Consider the following 13,849-nt stretch of genomic DNA (forward strand, 5'->3'; position numbering starts at 1 on the left):
GCCCACCTATCTTAACTCCCAGCACCAACCCCCGACTGGGCGTCAGAAGCCAGCACCAGGAACTTCATCGTTGTGCCCTTAGCGGATTTTTAGCCCCGCTTTCAGGATCGATAGCGCTGACTAGGATACTGCGCCATCGCACTTGTAGATATAATTATAACATATACATATAAAGACATGCAAACCTCATAGACCATCGCTTAAGCGAGCAAATCGCCATAAAACCATGTCAGTTGCGGCGCTGCATCATGTAGGCGGCCATCTCTTTCAAAAACGTCCCTTTTTGACCGAAAACGGCTATTGCATCTATTGCATGCTGCGTGAATTCCTGCGCTGCTTTTATGGATGCCTCGATGCCGTATAGCGCCGGATACGTAGCTTTAATCTCTTCTTTGCCGCCTTCGTCGACGTCCAGTATGTCATCGCTTATCTGAAACGCCATGCCCAACGCCAAGCCGTATTGCTCTATAGCCTGCACATGTCCCTCATCGGCACCCGCAGCCAAGGCACCGGCTTTTACTGCCGCGCATATCAGAGCAGCGGTTTTGTGCTGATGGATATATTGCAAAACGCCATCGTCTACAGGCTTATTTTCATACAATAAATCCATCACCTGCCCTCCTATCATACCGCCTATACCGGCCGCTTTTGCAATGGCTGCGGCAGCGGCTATATGATGAGGATTCCGAGCTATATCATCCAACATGACTTCAAACGCGTGATTGAGCAGAGCATCGCCGGTCAACACCGCCATGCCTTCGCCAAAAACTTTATGACATGTCGGCTTGCCTCTTCTTGTATCATCATCGTCCATAGCCGGTAAATCATCGTGTATGAGCGAATAGGTATGGATGAATTCTATAGCGCATGCAAGCGGCATACAATCGTCTATGCGCTCATCAAACAGCTCATAAGCCGATATAAGCAACACCGGCCTTAATCTTTTGCCGCCGCTAAAGACGCTGTAACGCATGGCCTCATGTATCACCGGAGGATAAGTATCAGCAGGCGGAAGCATACTATCCAAGTTTTTGTCTATTATTTCTATTTTACTTTTTAGCTGTTGGTTAAAATCCATATCTGTTCTTAGTTAAAAGGAACCTCCTTAAAAGCATTCTGCTCTTTCATCAGCATGGTTATCTTCCCTTCGGCTTCATCAAGCTTTTGGCTGCAATAGCGCGATAACTCCATGCCGCGCTCGAATAATGCTATAGCTTGATCCAATGCAACATCTCCATTTTCCAAAGATGTTACTATATTTTCCAATTCGCGTATAGCCTTTTCAAAGGTCATATCATCTTCTATCATCATTTTCCCTTCCGACTTCCAGATCGACGATCTCAGCCTGTGCTCGGCCATCATGGTAGATTATATGTATACGCTGCCCAAGTGAGAGCTCGCTGACAGACTTAATCAGACTTTCATGCTCGGCATCTAACGTCATGGTATAGCCGCGTTTTAATGCGCCCAAAGGATTAAACGCTTCTAATCTATGTTTAAGATCATTGTATAAAGCGCCTTTCATTTCCATTCGATGATGCATATTTATCAGCAAATATCGATCGGTCTGATCCAAGTGCTGCTGTTTATCTTTCAAAAGCTGCATAGGATCGCGCATGATGCGGCTGGTCTGCAATTTATAAAGGCTCTGGCGCCGTCCCTCCACCAGCATATCGATCGCTCGCTTGGCATTCAAGCACAATCCGGCAATATGCTGCTCCAATTCGGTTTTTAGCGGTACAACCAATTCAGCGGCGGCCGAGGGCGTGGGCGCCCGCATATCCGCTACAAAATCGGATATGGTAAAATCGATTTCATGGCCTACTGCCGATACGACAGGTATATGCGAGCGATATATACTGCGTGCCACGATTTCTTCATTAAATGGCCATAATTCCTCTATTGAACCGCCGCCCCTACCTACTATTATAACATCTACCGATTGGTCCATAATATTCAGCGCATCTATAGCTTCGCTTATCTGTATAGCTGCGGCCTTGCCCTGCACAGCCACCGGTACTATAAGCAGGTCGATGTTAGGATAGCGGCGATGCGCCACATTTATTATATCGCGTACAGCTGCCCCGGTATCAGACGTGACCACGCCTATGCGTTTAGGAAGTAAAGGCAGCGGCTTTTTATGCGTCTGATCAAACAAACCCTCTTGTTCCAGCTTGGTTTTAAGCTGCTCGAAAGCCAAATGCAGCGATCCGACGCCGAACGGCTCTATCCTTTCCGCATATAATTGATATTGCCCATCCCTGTCATAAACATTCACATAACCCTGTACCAATACATCCATACCATCCTGCATCGCAAAAATCGGTTGCCCATATTGCCTGAACATCACGCAACGTATCTTGCTGTTCTGGTCCTTCAGTGTAAAATAGCTGTGACCTGAGGAATGCAGCTTATAATTCGATATTTCGCCGCGCACATACACCGAGTGCAGCAGCGGGTCAGAAGAAAACATGCCTTTTATATAAGCTGTCAGCTGACTCACGCTGAATATCAGAGCTTCCATTGCAATACCGCTGCTTCAATAGTATTCTGCAACAACATGGTTATGGTCATAGGACCTACCCCGCCGGGCACAGGCGTTATCCAGCCGGCTACTTCTTTGGCGCCGGCAAAGTGCACATCGCCGGTTAATTTGCCCTCCACCCTAGTGGTCCCCACATCTATGACCACTGCTCCGGGTTTTATCATATCGCCTGTTATGAGGTTTGGTTTACCCGTAGCCGCAACCAATATATCAGCCCTTTGCGTATGGGCTTTAAGATCAATCGTTTTGGAATGACATATGGTAACGGTGGCATTTTCATTGAGCAGAAGTATGGATACGGGCTTGCCCACTATATTGCTGCGGCCTACCACTACGGCGTCTTTGCCTTTTATATCTATGTTGGTGCTCTTTATCAACGTTATTATGCCCTTCGGGGTACATGGCACAAATCCCTTTTCACCGTTTAACAGCTTACCCGCGTTCACCGCATGAAAGCCATCCACGTCTTTATCCGGTGAAATATCCCTCAGTACCGTCATTTCATCCAAATGATCGGGTAAAGGCAACTGCACAAGTATACCGTTTATCTCCTGCCGTTCGTTTAGCTGATGTACCAGATCCAGCAACTGCTGTTGCGAGGTCTGCTGAGGTAACCTGTAAACCTCCGAGTATATGCCTACCTCATGGCATGCCTTCTCTTTATTCCTTACATAAACCTGAGAGGCCGGATCTTCTCCTACCAACACGACGGCCAGTCCCGGAACCTTACCGGTTTTTTGTTGTAAGTCATCTACCTGCTGTTTTATCTGCTGGCGTATAGCCGATGATATAGCCTTACCGTCAATAATTTGTGCTCCCATAGAATATCTCTCCTTCTTCAATTCGTAATATGAATAGCGGCGGATTTGCCATATTACAAATCGCGGTTAATTGAAAAAATGATATGGCTTTTATGCTTTAGTGAGCTGTTTTATCAAGCCTGCCAGCACGCCGTTGATAAAAGACGGCGACATATCATCCCCATAACGCTTGGCTAATTCGACCGCCTCGTCTATAGAGACTACATATGGTACCGACGGCATATATAACATCTCGGCCGCCGCTATCCTTAGTATGGCCAGATCCATTTTTGCAAGGTATCCGGTCTTTCTGCCGCAGCTCTGTTCTATGCCCTTATCTATGTCATCCCTATGTTCGAGAGCCAGTTTTACGATTTCATCGATATATTTAGCATCAGCCTCATTTAATGCATGCGTGTTAAAGAAGCGTTCCAATATATCATCAGAGCCACCGTTTTGTATGTCTATCTCATACATTAAACAAACCGCATCCTGCCTGGCTTGCCTTCTGCTCATATCATTTTCCCTTCTCATGCTATAGTTTATCTGCCGATGGGCGCACTGTCAATGAAGTTATCGCATACCTTTAGGTAATATCTTGTCCAAAAATTCTAAGAAACTTTCTCCCTTATCGTATTTATTGCCTATATAATAACCGGCGCCGACGCACAGCAATATAAACAATGTCCTCCAAAATCCTATTATAAGCACGAGCAGGCTGAATATCAGCCCTATCGTTACGCCGACCGCTTTACCTTTATATTTATCGAAAATATATACCAATAATTTCATAATGATCACTCCGCCTTGTAGTGCGTTACAGGCGATATGCTGTCCACCCTGACCGTTATAGCTTTTATTTTTATGCCGCCATACTTCTCCACATATTCTTTGACCTGATTTTGAAGATTCTCGGTCAACTCCGGAATATTTACATCCTGCTCCACTTGTACGCTCAACATTATCCTTGTACCCTCGGGATCAACGGACACCGAACTCTTTATATCCTTAATGCCTTCGATCATCCTGGCAGAGCGCTGAACCATACTGTCTATAGCATTTACGGACAGCATGACGCTGCCGGTGGCATCTGATTTGAGCATCGCTCCGCGCGGCGCGGTGTGGCGCAAGCCTGACAGCAACAACTCCAGACTTATAACCAAGAACAACAACCCCACTATCAAAACCGTTATGGCCACCTGCGTATTGTCGTATATGCTCCGTATGTACATATAGACCGTATCTGCCGGTATCCAGCGCAGCGCAACCGCCATGGCTATAACAGAGATGATGATTATTAATATAGTATATACAGCTAAAAGTACCCTATCTAAAATACGCATTTTTATGCCTCCTTAGCTAGAATAACCCTCTGATAAATCAGAGGGTTATAGTTATGGCTACTATTCTTCAGTTCCTTCAGAAGAATCCGTTTCCTCTGGTTTAGGGAAATTAACGCCCTGCACATGTACATTTACAGCCGTTACCTTCAATCCTGTCATATACTCTACAGCATTTTTGACGTTCTCCTGAATCTTCCACGCCACATCCGGTATTCTTGCTCCATAATCGACAATTATAGCTATATCTATGCTGGTTTCTTTATCACCGACCTGAACCTTTACGCCTTTTGCAGGATTCTTTCTGCCAAGTATGCCTGCTATATCGCTGGCTAAGCCTCCGCTCATATCGGTAACCTTTTCCACCTTGGCAGCAGCCACGCCGGCTATAGCGGCAACTACTTCATCTGCAATACGAATATTACCCGCTGTCTGGACATCATTGCCTTCCATCTTCTCGTTATCTACATCAGCCATCTCGATCCCTCCAATCGCTTTTATATGTATATTGTACCAGAGATTTCGGTGTTTTACAACCTTATTAAGTTATTTTCGCTCTATAATTTTAATTTTTTCAGCAGGCTGATTCGTCCTTTGCATGACTACATCCTGTATCTTGGCAACATCGGCAGGCGTTAATTTATCAGGCGTCGACACTATGATATTGGTAGAATCTTCATGAACAAAAGCTAAAGCATCTTTAAATCCCTTGGCTTTTATCAGGTTTTCTATAGCCATTTCAGTTTCATTGGTCTTTATAAGCTCAGATAGCGTCTGTTCGGCCTCAGCCTTCGATTCCTCATCCATATCGGCATTGGTGAGTATCTCTTTTAATGTATCTATCTCCTGGCTCCTTACCTTCTCTCGTTCTAGCCGGTACTCGATAAAGAATGTGGCCGCCGATGTGCTCGAAGTCATAGCTTGTTGCTCCAGCGACGAAGCAGATGTCGGCACGTCTTTAACCTCTATGTCGTTGCTTGCCGGAGGTGTCGATGGCGGTTGAATATCCTCGTCTGCATCAACAGGTTCTACATCGCTCGCTTTATCGTCGGCATTCGTCTGCACCACATCTCTATTATCCAATTGCTGGCCATAATAATAATTCAGATAACCGGTTAGGAATAATAAAGCCACCAGCGACACTATAACAATGGTCCTTCTCCTCAATATTACCATTACTACTCACTCCAATTCAATCTTTATTCTGTTTTTTCATAGCAAATACTGTTACTTTATGTGCAGGTACGTCCAACACGGTTTGTACCGCATGGGATACATCAGCTTGCACGGACACATCCTCAGCGCCTTCTGCCACCACTATAACTCCCCGTATCTTCGGGGCCAATTCTTTTATAATCATCGGTTGACTGGCCCCTTGTTGATTTAATATCACGTGTTTGGAATCATTGGTTTCTTCTATAATAGTACGATCACCCCCTTGATTATCCTTCTCCTCAGTCGTCTTTGTACTGCGCTGCACGTCCGTTGCCGGTACTTTTTCAGCCTCCGACTCAAAGGTTATCATGACCGATACCGATCCCACACCGTCAACCTTGGACAATATATCGGCCAGTTCTGCCTCCAAGGCTTCCCCATCATCAGAATTTGCTGTCGACGACGGCATATCGTTTTCAGCATCATCGGGCAAGCCGGCATCGGCAGGCGGCTTTGAGAATTCCGACACAGCTAAACTTATCACAATGGCCATAATCAATATAGTCAACCATATTTCTATATTTTTTATATTCTTTATGCGACTATAGTATTCTTTAGTTTTAGAAAAAATGTCCATAATACCGTTTCCTCGTTTCTAAGGCAAATCACTTATAGTTAATACAGCGATGTCATCCGGCGAAATCTGATAGTAAGCCGCGAGGGTTGTTTTTATGTTCTGCGCGTATGGCACTGAAACGGCTTGCACCGTTTCTTCAGGTTTGCCGGATATATCTATATTCACCGGTTCTACAGGTTCAATGCCGTCTTTCTCTTGTTTCACATATATATGCATAGATTGGATACTGCCAAATGTTTCGCTATCCTCGTCCTCATCCACCGCTATATCCACCCTTGCTGTTTCTCCATATCCTAAAGCATCGACCTGCTGCTTTATGCCCTGTTGCAAGCGTTTTTTATAAAGCTCTATAGCCGACTTCGATTGCTGCTCCTGTACCATCTGTTGAGATTGTTTTAAATCGGCGCGCTGCATATCAAAACTTATATTGTTTATGTCGTTTATCATCTCGTCGCCATGTCCTAAAAGCGTTATAACCGGCGATAGTATGGTCAGCATTATTACAATGCCTATGATGAACTGTATATATTTCCGGACTTGGCTGTCCGGCAATATTATTTCCATAAAGGTGGTTATAAGCACTATAGAAACTATGGCGCTTATCCATGATTTCAACCACTGAGTAACCACTGCTTATCCCTCCTATAGTATAGCCTGTGGGCTGTTTATGCCTATAAGCATTGCTATAGCTATAAAAAATATCACCGCCACCGAAAATACCAGCGTAAACAACATTATCAGTATATCGCCTATGCTATTGAGGCATTGGCTTATGCGCGGTTGCGCGATGGGCTCGATAAGAGCGGCCGCAAATTTATAAACAAGTGCCACGGCCGCGATCTTTATGGCCGGAAATAAGCATATGGATGCAAGGATAATGAGCCCTATCACGCCTACGGCACTTTTAACCAACGCGCTATAGCTGACCACGGTGGCCATTGAATCCGAAAGAGCGCGGCCTACTACTGGTACAAAATTATCTACGGCAAACTTAGCCGTCCTAAAGGAGACGCTATCAAAACTGCCCGCTGTTATGCCTTGAATTATGACAATAGCTGAAAATATAATAAAAGTCAGTTTAAGCGCCCATGAGCATATATTCTTCAATAAATCCGCCAATTTACCAAGCGGGGTCTTGTCCGATATATAGTTTACAAGGGTGAGTATAGCCGACAAAAACAGCAGCGGCAGCACCACATCCTTTACAAAAGTACCCACCATACCCACCAGTAACGCCATCAACGGCTGAAACATGACCGAGCTGCTCACGGCTCCTGATGCCACCAGCAATGTATACATGGTCGGCGCAAATGCCTGCATAAACAAAACCATATTGGACAAGGCCTCTTGCCCATAACCCATCATTTGATTGAAGCTTTGTATAACCATCATTATTATCAATATATAACAGGCATAAAAGGCCATTTCGCCAGCCGATTTGCTGTCAAAAGAACTCTGAAGCTGATTGAGTATACCGCTCGCTATAGCGATGATCAGCACATTAGATATAAGTCCTATATTCTGCCACACTTCCTTAAATAAACCGCTAACAATTTTTTTTATGATCTGCCATACATCGAACGGTATACGACCTCCCAGCATGTCCTTCAGCAATGTGCCGATATCGGGATAATCTTCGCTCGCAAAATCCTCATAAAATTTAGCTATTTCCGAAATGTCCAAATTGTCGAGCTGTTGTTGTATCAAGTCATCATCCGGCATCGCTCCTTCGTCATCAGGAGCGGCATAAGCGACGGGAGCCAACATATACGATACGATTATTATGCTTATATATATTATGAGCATCAATCTATTCATTCCAAGATACCCTTTCATCACTGCATCACGCTGCTTATCAGATCAAATACCGCTAATACGATTGGTAAAGCAAGTACCATTATAAGCACCTTGCCGGCCAGTTCTATCTTGGATGCAATAGACCCTTCGCCGGCATCCTTGCATATTTGCGAACCGAATTCGGTTATATACGCTATACCGATAATCTTCAGCACAGTAGTGAAGTATATATTATTCAACTGAGCTTTCCGCATGACCTCATTCAAAGCCTGTATGGCTGCAGACAGCTTTCCGGCTATCATAAAGAAAATTACCACGCCTGCGGCAATACTTACTATCAGAGCCATCTCCGGGCGCTGCTGGCGCAAAGTAATAGCCAATATAGCCGCCACCAACCCTATCGACACTATTTGAACGATATCCATAAGCCCTATTCACCGCTAATACAACTGAAATATGGATTTGATGGTTTGAAAAAGCTGGTTTATCAAATCTACAACCATAAGCAGAACTATTACAAGCCCCGCTAATGTGGTCATCATGGCTATCTCTTCTCTGCCCGATTGTACCAGCACCCGATTCAATATTGCTACCAGAATACCTATAGCGGCTATCTTAAATATGAGATCTATATCTACGCTCATTTTTTCCTCCGTTATAATATCAATATAGCTATACCCAGCCCGCCCAATATACCAAGATTATTGTATAGTCTTTGGTTTTTCGCTTTTTCAGTTTCGGCAGATTTCTCCTGCTCTCTTATCTGGTTCAATATGAGCTCGAAATATTTGATCTGATTATCCGCATCGGAAGAACCCATCGTCTTGCCTAAATTAAGCAATATGCCTATATCATCGCTGGTCAACGCCATGGACTTGGCATAACGTTTCAGAGCTGTTTCCCATACGTGGTCTATGGTATAACCGTTACGGTCGGACAACATAGAGGCAGTATCCTCCATTATGCACTGTATTTCACCTTTCATAGATAACGCCACGCTCTTAAAAGCCTCCGGCAAGGGCGAATATCTGTATATCACCTCGGTTTCCAGCATTTGAAGAGCCGTTTGCAGCCGCCTCAATTGCGCCACACGAATAGCATACTTCATAGAGTATATATTGCCTATCATAGCTGACGCTATCACTATGACAGCCGATAATATAAGCTTAAGCGTCATATTATCACCTCATCGGTTTTGCCAGCAATGCGTTGCCGTTATATCCGTCGTATATACTTTCGATGGTGCCCGTACCCAGGCTCCTGCCCAATATGACATAACGTTGAAATATCCTCTTATCCATCAATTGCTTGAGTATGGGGCGGTTGGATATATCATTTATATCTTTGCCATGAGCCGAAGCCACTACGATGATGCCGGAGTTCAATGCCTCCTCTATAGCATATACGTCTTCCTGACGGCCGATCTCATCGGTCACTATCACATCGGGCGACATAGCCCTTATGGCCATCATTATGCCTGCGGCTTTTGGACAAGCGTCCAACACATCAGTCCTTATGCCCACGTCGTTTTGTGCTATGCCCATATAACTGCCGGCCAGCTCGGAACGTTCATCCACTATTACCACCTTCCTGGGGATACAAGCGCCGCATCCATCGCTGAATTGTCTTGCCATATCGCGCAACAATGTGGTCTTTCCGCACTGCGGCGGCGATATTACCAGCGTATGCAACGGCTTTGCATCGCTGTCTATAATAAACCGCATGACCTTGTCGGCTACACCTATTAATTCTCTGCCAATCCTTATATTCAACCCGGATATGTATTTTATGGTTCTGATAGCCGAGCCTGCCATTACTGTCTTTCCCACCACACCTACTCTGTATCCTCCGGCCAACGTAATATACCCGTTCCTCAGTTCTTCTTCTATAGCGTATAGGGAATACTCCGACATGAATTGCAATGTCTTGTCTATATCCAATTTGCTCACCTTATAGGCCTGTTTTGGATCGCTACATATATGGCCGGCCTCGTCCAACATATAATCGCGATTTGCTGATATGAGCATGAGCGGTTTATTGACGCGCATGCGGATTTCTTCCATCTTATCGGATAATTCCGATGGAATTTGGTTCAACATAGCTCTTATATTCATGGGCATAAAATCCAAGAGCGATTCTTTCCATCCGTACCTTTTGTTTATCTCATTGCCTATCATCATAAGCATGTCCTCCTCTCTCGTTAATATAATTTATTAACGAGAGGAACAAATTATTACTCAAATTCGGATAAGCATGAAAGGGTAAATATCTTGCCAACAAAATCAGTATCGTGATATACTACTAATAAATGATTTGTAAAGGATGGGGAAAATTGAGATGAATACAGCGCTTTATCTTATCGGTGCAATAGTTTTTATAATCAATCTTATAATAGGGTTTACAGCAGGTTCATTTGGCGGATTTGTTACATCCGTAGCCAATGGTATTTTATCAGCGATAATACTATTCGCATTGGCCAAAATTCTCGATAATCAAGATACTATTATATATATGCTGGCAAGTGAAAAACATGAGAAATATGAAAATGAAAAGAAAACATGTCCGAAATGCGGTTATGAGTATGACTCTGATTTTTCCTCCTGCCCGCATTGCGGATATCGAGACTGAAGATAGCGGCACAGAATAAAAAATCGGTGGTTTAAACATGCATGCTTAAACCACCGACAAACGCTGTTTATATGCTCGATATTCCCTGATACAAACCAGGTCCTTATTCGTCTGAATCTTCGTCGTCTCCCTCATCGCTCTCGTATTCGTATATAGGCTGATGGCAATTTGGGCAAATAACATCTTCTTCATCATCCTCGAATACATCGGTATCGATATACACCACTTCATGACAATTAGGACATTCTATCTCTATATAATTGGTATCATCATCCTCGTCGCCATATTCATCAGCATAATCGTATATTTCGTCTTCGATATCGGCTAAGTCTTCATCTATCACACTGATATACTCGTTCATTTCATCCTGCCTTTCGCCGATATCTTCAAGCTCTGCGGCTATCTGATCTAAGATATCGAGTATGGCATCCAGCACCTTGCCTTCATTGGTATCGTCTTTTATACCAATACCTTCCACAACGCCCCTAAGATAAGATATCTTTTGTTTTACTTCACCCATAAGGCACCTCCTGTTAAATAATAATTATATTTTGCTCTAGACGCGCTCCATATATTCGCCGGTACGCGTATCTATTCTTATCTTATCGCCGGTGTTTACAAATAGTGGCACCTGTATAACCGCCCCCGTCTCCAGCGTGGCCGGTTTACTACCACCTGTAGCTGTATCACCCTTAAATCCCGGATCAGTTTGTACCACTTCAAGCTCGACAAAATTAGGCGGTTCAACCGAGAAGGCCTCTCCTTTGTAGAATTTTATAGAAACAGTCATATTCTCTTTTATAAATTTCAACGCATCTTCGACTTTATCCCTATTCAGCGGCAATTGTTCATAATTCTCGACATCCATAAAGTAATAGAGCTCTCCATCATTATAGAGATACTGCATTTCCTTCCTCTCTATATGAGCCTGTTCGAACTTTTCGGTCGGATTAAAGGTGCGTTCCAATACCGCTCCGGTAATCACATTTTTTATCTTTGTCCTGACAAAAGCCGCACCCTTACCCGGCTTAACATGTAAAAAATCCACTACGGTATATACTTGGCCGTCTATCTCCACCGTCATACCCTTTCTAAAATCTCCTGCTGTTATCATATAATACGCATGCCTCCATTCAATTCTTATATTTCTATCAGTTTTTTTGTTGATAATGTGAAATCGTCTATATAACCATCGCGCACTGTTATGAGGTCCTCTATTCGAACACCTCCTACACCCGGTATATATATGCCGGGTTCCACAGTCACCACCGAATTAACCTGCAATATATCATTCGCCTCAGGCGAAAGCGTGGGAAGCTCATGTATCTCCAGCCCTACGCCGTGGCCAAGCGAATGGCCGAAATACTCGCCATAACCCTCGGCAGCTATTAAATCACGGGCTAAAACATCGGCATCTTTGCATACCATACCTGCTTTTATACCTTCCAGCGCTGTCCGCTGAGCTTCAAGCACTGTGTCATATATTCGGCGCTGCTCGGGCGATGCGCGCCCCAAAACAACGGTACGCGTCATATCGGAGCAATAACCGTTATATATACCGCCGAAATCCAGCGTTATAAAATCGCCAACCTCAAACGGCTTGTCGGATGGCTGAGCGTGTGGCATCGAGGAATGATGGCCGGATGCAACAATGCTCGGAAAAGAAACGCCTTCGCATCCTTTATCCCTTATAATATACTCCAGTCTGGCGGCCAGTTGTTTCTCAGTTATACCAGGCTTTATATATTCCAGCACGGCATCGAACGCTTTATCTGCTATAGCCGCTGCCTGCTTTATGAGCGATATCTCGTCCTCATCCTTAACGGCTCGTAGCCGCTCCATAGTATCGCCCATAGATATCATCTCTATACCATCTAGCTCAGCGCTTAATTTATTGTAAAATGCGCATGTGACATAGCTATCCTCAAACCAAAATGTATGTATATCATTATCATAAATTACGTCGCTGAGCATAGACATTAATTTACGGCCGCTTACTAACATAACCTCAAACCCTTGGGCTTGATGCTGTGCTTGCTCTATATAACGGAAATCCGTCAATAAAAACCGCTTATTCTTTGTTATAATGGCATAAGCATCATTATTGGTAAAACCACTTATGTAAGCTACATTAGGAGGTTTAGCCAACAAGCACCCGTCTATACCTTTCTGCGACATGGCAATCCTTAATTTATCTATCCTGCTCACTGCTATTTGCCTCCATAAAATAATAAAGCGCCAGTTTATATGCCATAGGGCCTAATCCCGATATCTGGCCTATGCATACCGGTGCTATAACCGAATGCTCTCGGAAGTCCTCTCTACTATATATATTCGATATGTGAACTTCTATAGTAGGAATATGAACGCTTGCTATAGCGTCCCTTATGGCATAGCTGTAATGCGTATAAGCACCAGCATTTATTATAATGCCGTCGTATCGCCCGTAGGCCGCCTGGATAGCATCAATTATATTGCCCTCGCTGTTTGACTGCAAAGCATCCAATTCTATTCCATAAGATTCAGCAAAGCTTTTAAGCCCCTTTGTTATGCTTTCCAGCGTATCATCGCCGTATATACCAGGCTCCCGTATACCCAACATGTTCAAATTAGGCCCGTTTATGATCAATATCTTTTGCATAAAACGCTCCAAAAATGCTTTTCTATAAATTACGCTTATATACTATATCATAATATATTCCCTGTGACAAGGGCGAATTAACGTTTCTTATGATATCATCCCCCGTTCTCTTCTTTATATATTAGACTATCTTATGGCGTAAAAAATTGCATTTTTTTAAAAATATTTTTTTAGGAATCTATTGAATTCCCAGTTAGTTTTCGAGAGCCCGTCTTTAGGAGTTAACACCATGTTTATTTCGGAATAATTTATATGTTTACGGCCTTGAAACCAGCGCAATTACGCGCTTTTTTTGTTGTCAAAAAT

Annotated in this window: 21 protein-coding genes; 1 reads left to right on the top strand and 20 read right to left on the bottom strand. The window is 43.8% G+C overall.

The annotated features are described in order from the left end of the window. Window positions 1-229: 229 nt before the first annotated feature. The 16 genes from JG770_RS08485 to spoIIIAA all read right to left on the bottom strand — a co-directional run bounded on the left by JG770_RS08485 (window position 230) and on the right by spoIIIAA (window position 10,454). Window positions 230-1,078: a polyprenyl synthetase family protein gene (locus JG770_RS08485; protein ID WP_291957746.1), complete on the bottom strand. Its 849-nt coding sequence runs from the start codon at window positions 1,076-1,078 to the stop codon at window positions 230-232. Window positions 1,079-1,086: 8 nt separating this feature from the next. Continuing rightward, complete coding sequence (gene xseB / locus JG770_RS08490) at window positions 1,087-1,311, bottom strand: exodeoxyribonuclease VII small subunit (protein ID WP_291957749.1); 225 nt, start codon at window positions 1,309-1,311, stop codon at window positions 1,087-1,089. After that, window positions 1,295-2,524, bottom strand: a complete 1,230-nt coding sequence (xseA, locus tag JG770_RS08495; RefSeq protein ID WP_291957752.1) for an exodeoxyribonuclease VII large subunit — start codon at window positions 2,522-2,524, stop codon at window positions 1,295-1,297. Before xseA ends, xseB begins: the two co-directional genes overlap by 17 nt. Continuing rightward, the gene (folD, locus tag JG770_RS08500) at window positions 2,512-3,366 is read right to left on the bottom strand and encodes a bifunctional methylenetetrahydrofolate dehydrogenase/methenyltetrahydrofolate cyclohydrolase FolD (protein WP_291957754.1); all 855 of its coding nucleotides are present in this window, start codon (window positions 3,364-3,366) and stop codon (window positions 2,512-2,514) included. Before folD ends, xseA begins: the two co-directional genes overlap by 13 nt. A 90-nt stretch (window positions 3,367-3,456) precedes the next feature. After that, window positions 3,457-3,861, bottom strand: coding sequence for a transcription antitermination factor NusB (gene nusB / locus JG770_RS08505; protein WP_291957757.1), 405 nt, complete (start codon window positions 3,859-3,861; stop codon window positions 3,457-3,459). 57 nt (window positions 3,862-3,918) lie between these two features. Then, window positions 3,919-4,137, bottom strand: a complete 219-nt coding sequence (locus tag JG770_RS08510) for a DUF2273 domain-containing protein (protein WP_291957760.1) — start codon at window positions 4,135-4,137, stop codon at window positions 3,919-3,921. 5 nt (window positions 4,138-4,142) lie between these two features. Then, window positions 4,143-4,688, bottom strand: a complete 546-nt coding sequence (gene amaP, locus JG770_RS08515; protein WP_291957763.1) for an alkaline shock response membrane anchor protein AmaP — start codon at window positions 4,686-4,688, stop codon at window positions 4,143-4,145. A gap of 60 nt (window positions 4,689-4,748) precedes the next feature. Continuing rightward, entirely contained in the window at window positions 4,749-5,162 is a 414-nt protein-coding gene (locus JG770_RS08520; protein ID WP_291957766.1) for an Asp23/Gls24 family envelope stress response protein, read from the bottom strand. A gap of 69 nt (window positions 5,163-5,231) precedes the next feature. Beyond that, window positions 5,232-5,861: a SpoIIIAH-like family protein gene (locus JG770_RS08525; protein ID WP_291957768.1), complete on the bottom strand. Its 630-nt coding sequence runs from the start codon at window positions 5,859-5,861 to the stop codon at window positions 5,232-5,234. A 16-nt stretch (window positions 5,862-5,877) separates the two neighbouring features. Further along, window positions 5,878-6,477 carry a stage III sporulation protein AG gene (gene spoIIIAG / locus JG770_RS08530; RefSeq protein WP_291957771.1) on the bottom strand — a complete coding sequence of 200 codons (600 nt, stop codon included), beginning with the start codon at window positions 6,475-6,477 and terminating at the stop codon, window positions 5,878-5,880. An 18-nt stretch (window positions 6,478-6,495) separates the two neighbouring features. Then, on the bottom strand, window positions 6,496-7,107 hold the full coding sequence (gene spoIIIAF / locus JG770_RS08535; protein WP_291957774.1) for a stage III sporulation protein AF: 612 nt from the start codon (window positions 7,105-7,107) through the stop codon (window positions 6,496-6,498). A 12-nt stretch (window positions 7,108-7,119) separates the two neighbouring features. After that, a complete protein-coding gene (gene spoIIIAE, locus JG770_RS08540; RefSeq protein WP_291957777.1) occupies window positions 7,120-8,295 on the bottom strand; it encodes a stage III sporulation protein AE in 1,176 nt (391 codons plus the stop codon). A gap of 17 nt (window positions 8,296-8,312) precedes the next feature. Further along, window positions 8,313-8,699, bottom strand: a complete 387-nt coding sequence (spoIIIAD, locus tag JG770_RS08545) for a stage III sporulation protein AD (RefSeq protein ID WP_291957781.1) — start codon at window positions 8,697-8,699, stop codon at window positions 8,313-8,315. A 15-nt stretch (window positions 8,700-8,714) separates the two neighbouring features. Next, window positions 8,715-8,918 (bottom strand): stage III sporulation protein AC, encoded by a 204-nt coding sequence (spoIIIAC, locus tag JG770_RS08550; protein WP_291957783.1) that lies wholly within the window; start codon window positions 8,916-8,918, stop codon window positions 8,715-8,717. An 11-nt stretch (window positions 8,919-8,929) separates the two neighbouring features. Next, on the bottom strand, window positions 8,930-9,451 hold the full coding sequence (gene spoIIIAB / locus JG770_RS08555) for a stage III sporulation protein SpoIIIAB (protein WP_291957785.1): 522 nt from the start codon (window positions 9,449-9,451) through the stop codon (window positions 8,930-8,932). A 4-nt stretch (window positions 9,452-9,455) separates the two neighbouring features. Next, entirely contained in the window at window positions 9,456-10,454 is a 999-nt protein-coding gene (gene spoIIIAA, locus JG770_RS08560; protein WP_291957786.1) for a stage III sporulation protein AA, read from the bottom strand. A 157-nt stretch (window positions 10,455-10,611) separates the two neighbouring features. Here spoIIIAA and JG770_RS08565 point away from each other — a divergent pair, with 157 nt between their 5' ends. Beyond that, entirely contained in the window at window positions 10,612-10,902 is a 291-nt protein-coding gene (locus JG770_RS08565; protein ID WP_291957787.1) for a zinc-ribbon domain-containing protein, read from the top strand. Window positions 10,903-11,005: 103 nt separating this feature from the next. On the opposite strand, the gene JG770_RS08570 is transcribed toward JG770_RS08565, so the two are convergent. Genes JG770_RS08570 through aroQ form a run of 4 tightly spaced genes read right to left on the bottom strand, consistent with a single transcriptional unit; the run spans window position 11,006 to window position 13,543 of the window. Further along, window positions 11,006-11,422, bottom strand: coding sequence for a CD1247 N-terminal domain-containing protein (locus JG770_RS08570; protein WP_291957790.1), 417 nt, complete (start codon window positions 11,420-11,422; stop codon window positions 11,006-11,008). Window positions 11,423-11,458: 36 nt separating this feature from the next. Continuing rightward, window positions 11,459-12,016: an elongation factor P gene (gene efp, locus JG770_RS08575; protein WP_291957792.1), complete on the bottom strand. Its 558-nt coding sequence runs from the start codon at window positions 12,014-12,016 to the stop codon at window positions 11,459-11,461. Window positions 12,017-12,042: 26 nt separating this feature from the next. After that, a complete protein-coding gene (locus JG770_RS08580) occupies window positions 12,043-13,110 on the bottom strand; it encodes an aminopeptidase P family protein (protein ID WP_291957794.1) in 1,068 nt (355 codons plus the stop codon). Next, the gene (gene aroQ / locus JG770_RS08585; protein ID WP_291957796.1) at window positions 13,094-13,543 is read right to left on the bottom strand and encodes a type II 3-dehydroquinate dehydratase; all 450 of its coding nucleotides are present in this window, start codon (window positions 13,541-13,543) and stop codon (window positions 13,094-13,096) included. The genes JG770_RS08580 and aroQ overlap by 17 nt, the downstream gene beginning before the upstream one ends. Window positions 13,544-13,849 lie beyond the last annotated feature (306 nt).

Origin of the sequence: Mahella sp. (assembly GCF_020054945.1) — a bacterium.
Lineage (GTDB): Bacteria > Bacillota > Clostridia > Mahellales > Mahellaceae > Mahella.

What these genes read in the sequence shown, in the direction of transcription:
- JG770_RS08485 (WP_291957746.1), bottom strand. Translation starts at nt 1,078, where the DNA reads ATGGATTTTAACCAACAGCTAAAAAGTAAAATAGAAATAATAGACAAA.
- xseB (WP_291957749.1), bottom strand. Translation starts at nt 1,311, where the DNA reads ATGATGATAGAAGATGATATGACCTTTGAAAAGGCTATACGCGAATTG.
- xseA (WP_291957752.1), bottom strand. Translation starts at nt 2,524, where the DNA reads ATGGAAGCTCTGATATTCAGCGTGAGTCAGCTGACAGCTTATATAAAA.
- folD (WP_291957754.1), bottom strand. Translation starts at nt 3,366, where the DNA reads ATGGGAGCACAAATTATTGACGGTAAGGCTATATCATCGGCTATACGC.
- nusB (WP_291957757.1), bottom strand. Translation starts at nt 3,861, where the DNA reads ATGAGCAGAAGGCAAGCCAGGCAGGATGCGGTTTGTTTAATGTATGAG.
- JG770_RS08510 (WP_291957760.1), bottom strand. Translation starts at nt 4,137, where the DNA reads ATGAAATTATTGGTATATATTTTCGATAAATATAAAGGTAAAGCGGTC.
- amaP (WP_291957763.1), bottom strand. Translation starts at nt 4,688, where the DNA reads ATGCGTATTTTAGATAGGGTACTTTTAGCTGTATATACTATATTAATA.
- JG770_RS08520 (WP_291957766.1), bottom strand. Translation starts at nt 5,162, where the DNA reads ATGGCTGATGTAGATAACGAGAAGATGGAAGGCAATGATGTCCAGACA.
- JG770_RS08525 (WP_291957768.1), bottom strand. Translation starts at nt 5,861, where the DNA reads ATGGTAATATTGAGGAGAAGGACCATTGTTATAGTGTCGCTGGTGGCT.
- spoIIIAG (WP_291957771.1), bottom strand. Translation starts at nt 6,477, where the DNA reads ATGGACATTTTTTCTAAAACTAAAGAATACTATAGTCGCATAAAGAAT.
- spoIIIAE (WP_291957777.1), bottom strand. Translation starts at nt 8,295, where the DNA reads ATGAATAGATTGATGCTCATAATATATATAAGCATAATAATCGTATCG.
- spoIIIAD (WP_291957781.1), bottom strand. Translation starts at nt 8,699, where the DNA reads ATGGATATCGTTCAAATAGTGTCGATAGGGTTGGTGGCGGCTATATTG.
- spoIIIAC (WP_291957783.1), bottom strand. Translation starts at nt 8,918, where the DNA reads ATGAGCGTAGATATAGATCTCATATTTAAGATAGCCGCTATAGGTATT.
- spoIIIAB (WP_291957785.1), bottom strand. Translation starts at nt 9,451, where the DNA reads ATGACGCTTAAGCTTATATTATCGGCTGTCATAGTGATAGCGTCAGCT.
- spoIIIAA (WP_291957786.1), bottom strand. Translation starts at nt 10,454, where the DNA reads ATGATGATAGGCAATGAGATAAACAAAAGGTACGGATGGAAAGAATCG.
- JG770_RS08565 (WP_291957787.1), top strand. Translation starts at nt 10,612, where the DNA reads ATGAATACAGCGCTTTATCTTATCGGTGCAATAGTTTTTATAATCAAT.
- JG770_RS08570 (WP_291957790.1), bottom strand. Translation starts at nt 11,422, where the DNA reads ATGGGTGAAGTAAAACAAAAGATATCTTATCTTAGGGGCGTTGTGGAA.
- efp (WP_291957792.1), bottom strand. Translation starts at nt 12,016, where the DNA reads ATGATAACAGCAGGAGATTTTAGAAAGGGTATGACGGTGGAGATAGAC.
- aroQ (WP_291957796.1), bottom strand. Translation starts at nt 13,543, where the DNA reads ATGCAAAAGATATTGATCATAAACGGGCCTAATTTGAACATGTTGGGT.